This is a genomic window from Pseudomonas sp. REP124 (assembly GCF_020164475.1).
Taxonomy (GTDB): Bacteria; Pseudomonadota; Gammaproteobacteria; order Pseudomonadales; family Pseudomonadaceae; genus Aquipseudomonas.
The window spans coordinates 1-11,164 of record NZ_JAIQWX010000179.1; the positions used below are offsets into that span (position 1 = coordinate 1).

General features: G+C 63.5%; 11 protein-coding genes. 6 read left to right on the top strand and 5 right to left on the bottom strand.

The genetic code is table 11. The features are described from left to right. Positions 1–102: 102 nt before the first annotated feature. Positions 103–1,671, top strand: coding sequence for a SulP family inorganic anion transporter (locus K9857_RS27100; protein WP_224541125.1), 1,569 nt, complete (start codon positions 103–105; stop codon positions 1,669–1,671). A gap of 123 nt (positions 1,672–1,794) precedes the next feature. On the opposite strand, the gene aroE is transcribed toward K9857_RS27100, so the two are convergent. Beyond that, complete coding sequence (aroE, locus tag K9857_RS27105) at positions 1,795–2,616, bottom strand: shikimate dehydrogenase (RefSeq protein WP_224541127.1); 822 nt, start codon at positions 2,614–2,616, stop codon at positions 1,795–1,797. A 13-nt stretch (positions 2,617–2,629) separates the two neighbouring features. Then, positions 2,630–3,544: an oxygen-dependent coproporphyrinogen oxidase gene (gene hemF, locus K9857_RS27110; RefSeq protein WP_224541129.1), complete on the bottom strand. Its 915-nt coding sequence runs from the start codon at positions 3,542–3,544 to the stop codon at positions 2,630–2,632. A gap of 157 nt (positions 3,545–3,701) precedes the next feature. Here hemF and K9857_RS27115 point away from each other — a divergent pair, with 157 nt between their 5' ends. Continuing rightward, positions 3,702–4,679: an NADPH:quinone reductase gene (locus K9857_RS27115; protein ID WP_224541131.1), complete on the top strand. Its 978-nt coding sequence runs from the start codon at positions 3,702–3,704 to the stop codon at positions 4,677–4,679. A gap of 112 nt (positions 4,680–4,791) precedes the next feature. On the opposite strand, the gene K9857_RS27120 is transcribed toward K9857_RS27115, so the two are convergent. From K9857_RS27120 to K9857_RS27130, 3 genes are all read right to left on the bottom strand, one after another. Continuing rightward, entirely contained in the window at positions 4,792–5,349 is a 558-nt protein-coding gene (locus tag K9857_RS27120; RefSeq protein ID WP_224541133.1) for an L-threonylcarbamoyladenylate synthase, read from the bottom strand. Between the two features lie 55 nt (positions 5,350–5,404). Next, the gene (gene dprA, locus K9857_RS27125) at positions 5,405–6,508 is read right to left on the bottom strand and encodes a DNA-processing protein DprA (protein WP_224541135.1); all 1,104 of its coding nucleotides are present in this window, start codon (positions 6,506–6,508) and stop codon (positions 5,405–5,407) included. 81 nt (positions 6,509–6,589) lie between these two features. Further along, positions 6,590–7,615 (bottom strand): LysM peptidoglycan-binding domain-containing protein, encoded by a 1,026-nt coding sequence (locus K9857_RS27130; RefSeq protein WP_224541137.1) that lies wholly within the window; start codon positions 7,613–7,615, stop codon positions 6,590–6,592. 170 nt (positions 7,616–7,785) lie between these two features. On the opposite strand from K9857_RS27130, the gene def reads away from it, so the two are divergent. The 4 genes from def to K9857_RS27150 all read left to right on the top strand — a co-directional run. Beyond that, positions 7,786–8,292 carry a peptide deformylase gene (def, locus tag K9857_RS27135; RefSeq protein ID WP_175375710.1) on the top strand — a complete coding sequence of 169 codons (507 nt, stop codon included), beginning with the start codon at positions 7,786–7,788 and terminating at the stop codon, positions 8,290–8,292. A 70-nt stretch (positions 8,293–8,362) separates the two neighbouring features. Beyond that, a complete protein-coding gene (gene fmt, locus K9857_RS27140) occupies positions 8,363–9,307 on the top strand; it encodes a methionyl-tRNA formyltransferase (protein WP_224541139.1) in 945 nt (314 codons plus the stop codon). Further along, the gene (gene rsmB, locus K9857_RS27145; protein ID WP_224541140.1) at positions 9,304–10,614 is read left to right on the top strand and encodes a 16S rRNA (cytosine(967)-C(5))-methyltransferase RsmB; all 1,311 of its coding nucleotides are present in this window, start codon (positions 9,304–9,306) and stop codon (positions 10,612–10,614) included. Before fmt ends, rsmB begins: the two co-directional genes overlap by 4 nt. Positions 10,615–10,636: 22 nt before the next feature. Beyond that, on the top strand, positions 10,637–11,164 hold a 528-nt coding region (locus K9857_RS27150; RefSeq protein ID WP_224541142.1), incomplete at its 3' end, for an NAD-binding protein.

An 11,164-nucleotide genomic window follows, 5' to 3' on the forward strand; every position in this document is an offset into this window, starting at 1 on the left:
CCATTGTGGGAGCGAGCCTGCTCGCGATTCGATTGATGCCCTTGCACTGCGACAACTGACACACCACCCTGACGCAATTGAAGTCATTCACCGAGAGGACCCATGGCCCTGCCCAGCCGCCATTCACTCTTCCCTTTTCTCAGCTGGTTGCCCCGCCAAACCCGCAGCAGTGTCGGCCGCGACCTGATCGTCGGCTTGAGTGGCGCCATTCTCGCGTTGCCGCAATCCATTGCCTACGCCCTGATCGCCGGTCTCCCGCCGGAGTACGGCCTGTATGCGGCGATCATTCCGGTCTTGATCGCGTGCCTGTGGGGCTCGTCGTGGCATTTGATCTGCGGTCCTACGGCGGCGATTTCCATTGTTCTATACGCCAGCGTCAGTCCCCTGGCCGTACCGGCGTCGCAGGACTACGTCACCCTGATTCTGTTGCTGACCTTCCTGGCCGGCATTTTCCAATGGTTGCTGGGAATGCTGCGCTTCGGTGCGCTGGTGAACTTCGTCTCCCACTCCGTGGTGCTCGGCTTCACCTTGGGCGCAGCGGTGGTGATCGCCATCGGCCAGTTGCCCAACCTGATGGGGCTGGACCTGCCAAGCCAGGCCACCGCGCTGGACAGCTTCATCACGCTGTTCAGGCACCTCGCTGAGATCGACAAGCCTTCGCTGTTGCTGGGATTGGCGACGGTAGTGGTGGGCATGCTCCTCAAGTTGTGGCTGCCGCGCTGGCCAACGCTGTTGATCACTCTCGTAATGGCCTCGCTGCTGGTGTGGCTGTGGCCGTCGATGTTCGGTCACGTGGCATTGGTCAGCGCCTTCGTCGGCCGGCTGCCACCCTTCAGCCCGCTGCCGCTGGACCTCGAGCTGATCCTGCGCCTGCTGCCCAGTGCAGTGGCCGTGGGCATGCTCGGGTTGGTCACCAGCCTGTCGATCGCCCGCTCGATCTCGGCACGTTCGCAGCAATTACTCGACGCCAACCAGGAAGTCCGCGCCCAGGGCTTGTCCAACATCATCGGTGCGTTTTTCTCCGGATCTCTGTCAGCCGGCTCCTTCACCCGCTCGGGTCTGAGCTACGAAGCGGGGGCCTGCTCACCCATGGCGGGGATCTTTTCGGCGATGTGGGTGGCGCTGTTCGCCGTGTTCGGCGCGCAGTTGATCGAGCACATCCCGATCCCGGCCATGGCCGGCAGCATTCTGCTGATCGCCTGGGGCCTGGTTGACCATCGCGGCATTCGCGCGTTGCTGCGGGTCAGTCGCGCCGAATTCGTGGTCATGACCCTGACCTGCACCGCCACGCTCTTGCTGGAATTGCAGACGGCAATCTATGCCGGCGTCCTGGCGTCGCTGTTCTTCTACCTCAAGCGCACCTCGCAACCACGGGTACAGCATGTGCGCGATGGCGACGAGGACATTCTGCGGGTGGGCGGTTCGATCTTTTTCGGCGCCAGCCATTACCTGCAAGTGCGGTTGCAACGCATGCACGGCGCGCGGGTGGTGATCGAGGCGCAGCAGATCAACTTCATCGACTATTCAGGGGTGGAGATGCTGCATCAGGAGGCGCGGCGGTTGCTGCGTCAGGATCGCAGCCTGACCCTGCGCCGGGCGCGTCCGCAGGTGGTGGAGGAATTGCGCAAGCTGGAAGGGGCGGAGAAATGCCCGATCCGCTTCGAAGATTGAAACGCTGCCCCCTGTAGGAGCGAGCACGCTCGCGATGAACGCACAGACACCGCGGGAAGCCAGACCCCCATCGTTATCGTTGACGACCATCGCGAGCGTGCTCGCTCCTACAGGAGATGGGTGTTACGCGGCTAATTGGCGGCGCAATTCGGCCAGCACCGGCGCCGTATCCGGGCGCACGCCGCGCCACAGGAAGAAGGCTTCCGCCGCCTGTTCGGCCAACATGCCAAGACCATCCATCGACACCGCCGCACCCTGTTCGCTGGCCCAGCGGCAGAACGAGGTTGGCTCCTTGCCGTACATCATGTCGTAGCAGACCGTTTTGCCCGGTTCGATCAGGCTGCCGGCAATCGGTGGAACGTCGCCGGACAGGCTGGCGGACGTGGCGTTGATGATCAGGTCGACCGACTCTTCCAGCCAGTCGTAGCCGCTGGCCGATACCGGACCCAGGTCGCTGAACAGTTCCGCCAGCAGCTCGGCCTTGTCCACGGTGCGGTTGGCGATGATCACCGACGCCGGCTGTTCGGCGAGCAAAGGTTCCAGCGCACCGCGCACCGCGCCGCCGGCACCGAGCAGCAAAATGCGTTTGCCCGCCAGGCTGAAGCCGGCATTGACCGTCAAATCGCGAACCAGGCCCGCGCCGTCGGTGTTGTCGCCCAGCAAGGTGCCGTCGGCGAGCTTGCTCAGGGTGTTCACCGCGCCGGCCCGTTGCGCGCGTGCGGTCAGGCTGTCAGCCAGGCGGAAGGCTTCTTCCTTGAACGGCACGGTCACATTCGCGCCGCGTCCTTCGAGGAAAAACGCCCGGGCAAAGTCGGTAAAACCATCGAGCGGCGCCAGCGAGGCGCTGTAGTCCAGTTGCTGCACAGTCTGTTCGGCGAACAAGCGGTGAATCAGTGGCGACTTGCTGTGGCCAATCGGGTTACCGAAAACAACGTAGCGGTCCATCAACAATCCTCGTTCAGGCCTCAGCCAACCAGTCGCGGTCTTGCAGGAAGTATTCGGTCAGGCGCGCTTCTTCGCTGCCGGGTTCGGCTTTCCAGTCATAGCCCCAGCGCACTTGCGGCGGCAGGGACATGAGGATCGACTCGGTGCGACCGCCCGATTGCAGGCCGAACAAGGTCCCGCGGTCGTACACCAGGTTGAACTCGACATAACGGCCACGGCGGAATTCCTGGAATTCACGCTGCTGGGCCGTGAAGGCGTCGTGCTTGCGGCGCTGCACGATCGGCAGGTACGCATCGATGTAGGCGTCACCGATGGCGCGCATGAAGGCGAAACTGGTGTCGAAGTCCCACTCGTTCAGGTCATCGAAGAACAGGCCGCCGATGCCCCGGGGCTCGTGGCGATGCTTGATGTGGAAATAGCTGTCGCACCAGGCCTTGTAGCGCGAGTAGACGTCCGGACCGAACGGCGCGCAGGCCTGTTCGGCGACGCGGTGCCAGTGCACGCAGTCGTCGACGTTGCCGTAGTAGGGAGTCAGGTCGAAACCGCCGCCAAACCACCAGACCGGCTCTTCGCCTTCTTTTTCGGCGATGAAGAATCGCACGTTGGCGTGGGAAGTCGGGACGTGCGGGTTGTGCGGGTGAATCACCAGCGACACGCCCAGGGCTTCGAAGCCACGCCCGGCCAGTTCCGGCCGGTGGGCGCTGGCGGACGGCGGCAGGCCGCTGCCGAACACGTGGGAAAAGTTGACGCCGCCCTTTTCGATGACCGTACCGTTTTCGATCACCCGCGTACGTCCGCCACCGCCGGCAGGCCGGGTCCAGGCGTCTTCGACGAAACGCGTGCCGCCGTCTTCGGCTTCCAGCGCAGCGCAGATACGGTCTTGCAGGTCGAGCAGGTAGGCTTTTACGGCCTCGGTGCGGGTAGTCATGTCATCACCTTGGATCGGGCAAAGCTACACGGCGTTCTAAAAGCCGGCGGCAAATTGCTGCACAGGATAACACTGCACCTCGCCGCGTCGCAGTTGACGAAGATCAAGCTTAGGAGTTCGATAGGGCGCTTGGTAAATCGACCTCAGGAGAGAGCAGATGGCAAAGCGTATCCAGTTCCGTGCCCATGGCGGCCCCGAAGTGCTTGAGTATGTGGATTACCAGCCCGCCGCGCCCGGCCCGAAGGAAGTGCGTGTGAGCAACAAGGCCATTGGCCTGAACTTCATCGATACCTATTACCGCAGCGGACTGTATCCGCCACCGTCCCTGCCATCGGGCATGGGCTCGGAAGGGGCTGGCGTGGTCGAGGCGATCGGCAGCGAAGTCACCCGGTTCAAGGTCGGTGATCGCGTGGCCTATGGCAGCGGCCCGTTGGGCGCCTACAGCGAGCTGCACGTTCTGCCCGAGGCCAATCTGGTACAGCTGCCGGACGCCATCAGCTTCGAACAGGCCGCCGGGGTCATGCTCAAGGGCTTGACCGTGCAGTACCTGCTGCGTCAGACCTACGAACTCAAGGGTGGCGAAACCGTTCTGTTCCACGCCGCTGCCGGCGGTGTCGGCTCCCTGGCCTGTCAGTGGGCCAAGGCTCTGGGCGTAAAATTGATCGGCACCGTAAGCTCGGCGGAGAAAGCCGCGCTGGCCAAGGCCAACGGCGCCTGGGCGACCATCGACTACAGCCACGAAAACGTGGCTCAACGGGTGCTGGAGTTGACCGACGGCAAGAAGGTCCAGGTGGTGTACGACGGCGTCGGCAAGGACACCTGGCTGACGTCCCTGGACAGCGTTCAGCCGCGGGGACTGGTGGTGAGCTTCGGCAATGCGTCCGGCGCGGTGGATGGGGTGAACCTGGGGATTCTGGCGGCGAAGGGCTCGCTGTATGTTACTCGGCCGACGCTGGGGACTTACGCCAACAATGCCGAGAATCTGCAGCGCATGGCCGATGAGCTGTTCGAGATGATCATCAGCGGCAAGTTGACGGTGGATATCAGTCAGCGGTTTGCGCTGGCGGATGCGGCGAAGGCGCAGACTGAGCTTTCGGCGCGGCGTACGACTGGGTCGGTTGTTCTTCTGCCTTGAGGACGCCTTCGCGGGCAAGCCTCGCTCCTACAGTTTTCGGTCGTTCGCACGATGGGTGTACGACCTGGAACTGTAGGAGCGAGGCTTGCCCGCGAAAAACGATAATGCGGTCTTAATCCGGGCGCACAACCCGGCCGGTCGCCAGATCCCGAATCACACTCGGATTCTTGCGCCCACCCAGCATCCCGCCCAGCACCATATCCACCTCGCCGCGGAAATACTGCTCGACGCGAAGCCGCGTGCGCGCCGCCGGGCGGCCCTGGGGGTTGGCGGAGGTCGATACCAGCGGCCCGACCAGCGCGCACAACTCGCGCACTTGCGGATGATCGCTGACCCGCAGGGCCACCGTGTCATGCACACCGGTAATCCACTCGGGCAACAGGTCCTGGTGCGGCACCAGCCAGGTGTTCGGCCCTGGCCAGGTGCTGGCCATGCGGTCCATCCATAGTTCAGGGAAGTCCTCGAACAGGAAGTCGAACTGGCGAATGTTGTCCGCGACCAGAATCAGACCCTTTTCGGGAGACCGGCCCTTGATCAGCAACAAACGCTCCACTGCCTCTTCGTCCCATGGGTCGCAACCCAGACCCCAGACAGCTTCGGTTGGGTAGGCAAGCACCGCCCCGGCGCGAATAGCTCGTGCGGCTTGTTGCACACGCCAACTGTTGACCATGAATAAACTCTCCAGAATAAGGCTCTGCGCAGTTTACCGATCTTGTTTATAAAACCTAGCTCACCCGCGCAATCCATCGCCCGTTTTCGCAGATGGCGCTGCCTTCCATCTCCAGTTCAGTCAGCGCCGACAGCACTTTGGACAGCGCCCAGCCACTGGCATCGGCCAAGGCTTCACTGGTGTGGGGAGCGGCGTGGAGCAGCGCCAGCAATGGATGGCGCGCAGCTTTGACCGGCGCGGGGGAGAAGGACGCTTGCTGCCAGCCGCGCAGGGCTTCGAGGATATGTTCGACGGTTTCCACCAGGGCGGCGCCATCGCGGATCAGCTGATGACAACCCTTGGCCCCCGGGTGATGGATCGAACCTGGAATCGCATACACCTCGCGACCCTGCTCCGCCGCCAGCCGTGCGGTGATCAACGAGCCGCTGGCAACACTGGCCTCCACCACCAACACCCCCAGGGACAAACCGCTGATGATGCGATTGCGTCGTGGAAAATTGCTCGGACTGGGGCCGGCGTCCAGCGAGAACTCGGATACCACCGCGCTGCCAGAGTCGATCATCGCGTCGGCCAGCCGACGATTGCGCTGTGGATAAAACTTTTCAAGCCCAGTGCCCAGCACGCCGATAGTCTGTCCACCGACATCCAATGCCGCCTGATGGGCAGCGGCATCGATACCGAGGGCAAGACCGCTGGTGATCACAAAACCGCCACTGGCCAGACTGCGGGAAAACGCGGCGGCGGTGTCCATGCCCGGCCGTGAAGCGCGACGACTGCCGACCATCGCCAGCTGCGGTTTTTCCAGAATCCCGGGGTCGCCCGCCACGAACAGCAGGGGCGGTGCGTCGCTGATTTCCGCCAGGAGAGCAGGGTAGTCAGGCTGGTCCCACATCAGTAAATGCTGGGCCGGACGCTCCAGCCAGGCCAGCGCATGGCTGGCGCCATCGCGAACGTCGGGACAACGCCGAGCCTCCGTACAACTCAGCGGCAAACCCAGCGCCCGCCAGGCACTGGCCGGTGCACTGATAGCCTTGGACGCCGAGCCGAAGGCTTCGAGCAGTTTTTTGAACCGCGCCGGACCGATGTCCGGCAAGCGGTGCAGACGTAGACGAGCTTCCAGTTCCGCGGGGGAAACCGGTGCAACAGCAGATGGCGACATGGATCATCCTTGATCGTTATAAGCCCCCATCCAGGCGGGCATAAGCTGTGGATAACTCTGTTGGTAACTTGTGAAGCGTGCTTACGGATTTCGTACCTTGTCCATCACCGCCAGCGAGCGCGAGGCGTTGAGCACCAGCCCGTAGCTGAGCTTGTCGTAGGTGCGGAACACCATCAGAAGCCCCGCGCGCTCATCGGGAATCTTCACCGGCTGGCCGCTGATCCGGTCACGTACGGTTTCACCGGTTTTCATCACCGCCAACACATTGCCTTCGACCAGGCCATCGCGCTGGCCCTTGTTCAGCGTGACCACATCCAGCGCACCGATCTGGGTAACGCCACGGGGCACATCGATGATCAAGCCTTCGACCGGGGCTTTCGGGGCGCTGGGCATGAAGGTCGAGTTGATCGAGCGCTCCTCGCTGCTGAACAGACGATCGCCGAGGCGCACTTCCTGGGTCGTGCGCTGCAGGGCCAGGGTGGCGACGTCACCCTCGGTGGCGACAATCTCGCCGCCGCCGATGTCATCGGCGTTGATCCCCAGAAACTCCTGGGTCTGCGGATCGGTGTAGACCTTGCCCTGGCGGAAGATGCCGTAGACCGGCTGCGCCATGTCGAAGTGGCCACGGGCGAAGATGCGGTCGCCCATGCCGCTGAGCACACGCTCGGCATCGCCGGCGACGATGTACGGCGCCTGGTCGAAGTCCTCGACCTTGTTGACGATGCGGTTGCTCAGCAGAAAGCTGTTGATGGATTTGAGCGGGATGCTCGGAATGGCATCGGCCACCGGGCTGCTGCGCACTCTGGGCGAAAGCTTGATGGTGCCGCGCGACGCGCCGCGATCGAGGGTCAGGCGTGGCTGACCATTGACGTAGACCAGCGAGAGCGTATCGCCGGGATAGATGAGATTGGGGTTTTCGATTTGCGGATTGGCCTGCCACAGCTGTGGCCATTGCCAAGGTTCGCGGAGGAATTTTCCCGAGATGCCCCAGAGCGTATCCCCCGAGACCACCGTGTATTGCTGTGGAAAACCTTCCTTGAGTTGCACTTGCCCGTGGGCCCAACCGGCAGAGACCAGAAGGAGCAGGGCGAGTAGTGATTTCCTCATGCGGTGAATCCCTTTATTATGTCCGTTCGCGTGAAACGCCAGAGCCGTCAGTGGCTCGCTCCCGCCTTGCTTATGAGAAGAAGGGAGCTACGTTTTACAACGGTAGCCTGCATCTTCGGACTCGCCAGGCGCCGATCCGACCATACCTCACACGTGCAGTCCTCAAGCTTATGGCCATTTTGAACATCCTCGAATTCCCTGACTCGCGCCTGCGCACCATCGCCAAACCGGTGGCCGTAGTGGACGACGAAGTGCGTCAGTTGGTCGATGACATGTTTGAAACAATGTATGAGGCTCCAGGCATCGGCCTCGCCGCGACCCAGGTCAACGTCCACAAGCGCATTGTCGTGATGGACCTTTCCGAAGACCGCACCGAACCGCGAGTGTTCATCAACCCTGAACTCGAGCCCCTGACCGAAGACATGGGCCAGTATCAGGAAGGCTGCCTTTCGGTACCGGGCTTCTACGAAAACGTCGATCGCCCGCAACGGGTCAAGGTCAAGGCGCTGGACCGCGACGGCAAGCCTTACGAATTGATCGCCGAAGACCTGCTCGCCGTGTGCATCCAGCATGAATGCGACCACCTGAACGGCAAATTGTTCGTCGACTACCTGTCCACGCTCAAACGCGACCGCATCAAGAAGAAACTGGAAAAGCTTCACCGCCAGAACGCCTGATGCCCCTCTTCAAAGGCTTGCCGCGGCAAGCCTTTTTCTTTTCAAGAAGCTTTGCAATAGAGAGCCACCCATGACCGAGCCACTGCGCATTGTCTTTGCCGGCACCCCGGAATTCGCCGCCGAACACCTCAAGGCCCTGCTGAGCAGCCCTTACGAGATCGTCGCGGTCTACACCCAACCGGATCGTCCGGCAGGTCGTGGGCAGAAGCTGATGCCGAGCCCGGTCAAGCAGTTGGCGCTGGAGCACGACATCACGGTGCTGCAACCGCCGACCCTGCGCAATGAAGAGGCTCAGGCCGAGCTGGCTGCGCTGAAACCGGACTTGATGGTAGTGGTCGCCTATGGCCTGATCCTGCCGCAAGTGGTGCTGGATATTCCGCGCCTGGGCTGCATCAACAGCCACGCCTCCCTGCTGCCACGCTGGCGCGGTGCGGCGCCGATCCAGCGCGCCGTGCAGGCCGGTGACGCCGAAAGCGGCGTAACCGTGATGCGCATGGAAGCCGGCCTCGACACCGGCCCGATGCTGCTGAAAGTCACCACGCCGATCAGCGCCGAAGACACCGGCGGCAGCCTGCATGATCGTCTCGCGCAGATGGGCCCGCCCGCCGTGGTGCAAGCGATTGCCGGCCTCGCTGCCGGGACTCTGGAAGGCGAAGTGCAGGACGACAGCCTCGCCACCTACGCACACAAACTGAACAAGGACGAAGCACGCATCGACTGGTCCCGCCCGGCGGTCGAACTGGAGCGACTGGTGCGCGCCTTCAACCCATGGCCGATCACCCACAGCACGCTGAATGGCGAAGCCCTGAAAGTCCTGGCCGCCAGCCTCGCAGACGGCAAGGGCGGCCCCGGGGAAATCATCGGCGCCAGCAAGGACGGCCTGATCGTCGCCTGCGGTGAACAGGCGCTGTGCCTGACCCGCCTGCAATTGCCCGGCGGCAAGGCCCTGAGCTTCAGCGACCTGTTCAACAGCCGTCGCGAGAAATTCGCCACCGGCACGGTGCTCGGGCAATGAATCCACGTCTGGCCGCCGCCAAGGCACTGGCCGCCGTCCTCAGCGGCAAAGCCTCACTCAACAGTTCGCTACCGACGCAGTTGGAAAAGGTCGAAGACCGTGATCGCGGTTTCACCCAGGACCTGGCGTTCGGCACCGCTCGCTGGCAGCCGCGCCTGTCGGAGCTGGCGGCCAAGTTGCTGCAGAAGCCGTTCAAGGCCGCCGACGCCGACGTCGAGGCGCTGATGCTGGTCGGCCTCTACCAATTGCTCTACACCCGCGTGCCGGCCCATGCCGCCATCGGCGAAACCGTCGGTTGCGCCGACAAGCTGAAAAAGCCCTGGGCCAAAGCCTTGCTCAACGCCGTACTGCGCCGCGCCCAACGGGAAAGCGAAGCGCTGTTTGCGGAGTTGGAGCGCGATCCGGTGGTGCGCACCGCCCACCCGCGCTGGCTGCAGAAATCCCTGAAGGCGTTCTGGCCTGAGCAGTGGGAAGCAATTTGCGCAGCGAACAACGCACACCCGCCGATGATCCTGCGGGTCAACCGCCGCCATCATGCTCGCGATGCCTATCTGCAATTGCTGGTCGCGGCGGGCATCACTGCCAGCCCATGCGTGTATAGCCGCGACGGCATCATCCTCGAGGCCGCCACCGACGTGCGCAGCCTGCCCGGTTTCGCCGACGGCTGGATCAGCGTGCAGGACGAAGCCGCGCAACTGGCGGCCGATCTGCTCGACCTCGCGCCAGGCCAGCGTGTGCTGGATGCCTGCTGTGCGCCGGGCGGCAAGACTTGCCACATCCTCGAAGCCCAGCCGGCACTGGCCGGCGTGGTGGCGGTGGACCTGGAAGCCAAGCGGCTGGTGCGGGTACGGGAGAACCTCGATCGCCTGGGCCTGAACGCCGAACTGATCGCCGCCGACGGCCGCGACACTCAGGCCTGGTGGGATGGCAAACCGTTCCAGCGCATCCTGCTGGACGCGCCGTGCTCGGCCACCGGGGTGATTCGCCGTCACCCGGACATCAAGCTCACCCGCCAGCCCGATGACATCGCCGCGCTGGCGCTGCTGCAAGGCGAGTTGCTCGACGCCATGTGGAAAACCCTGGAGGTCGGCGGCATCCTGCTCTACGCCACATGCTCCACCTTGCCGACCGAGAACACCGAAGTCATTGAGGCGTTCCTCGCCCGCACGCCGGGAGCCCGTGAGCTGGACCTCGCCACCGCAGCGGGCATCAAACAGCCTCACGGCCGCCAGTTGCTGGCCCAGGAAGGCGGACACGACGGTTTCTATTACGCCAAGCTGATCAAGATCGCCGCCGCGCGCGGTTAAACGGATTCAATGGAGTGACTGGATGAAAATCATCATCCTTGGTGCGGGGCAGGTGGGGGGTTCGCTGGCCGAACACCTGGCGAGCGAAGCGAACGACATCACGGTGGTCGACACCGACGGCGAACGCCTGCGCGACCTCGGCGACCGCCTGGACATCCGCACCATCCAGGGTCGCGGCTCGATCCCCAGCGTGCTGCGCCAGGCCGGCGCCGATGATGCCGACATGCTGGTCGCGGTGACCAACAGCGACGAAACCAACATGGTCGCCTGCCAGGTCGCCCACACCCTGTTCCACACGCCGACGAAGATCGCCCGGGTCCGCGAAGCCGCGTACCTGACCCGCGCCGATGAGCTGTTCGACAACGAAGCGATTCCGGTGGACGTGCTGATCAGCCCGGAACAGGTGGTCACCAACTACATCAAGCGCCTGATCCAGCACCCGGGCGCCTTGCAGGTGATCGACTTCGCCGAAGGCAAGGCGCAGCTGGTGGCGGTGCGGGCGTACTACGGCGGGCCGCTGGTGGGCCAGCAACTGCGCCAGCTGCGCGAG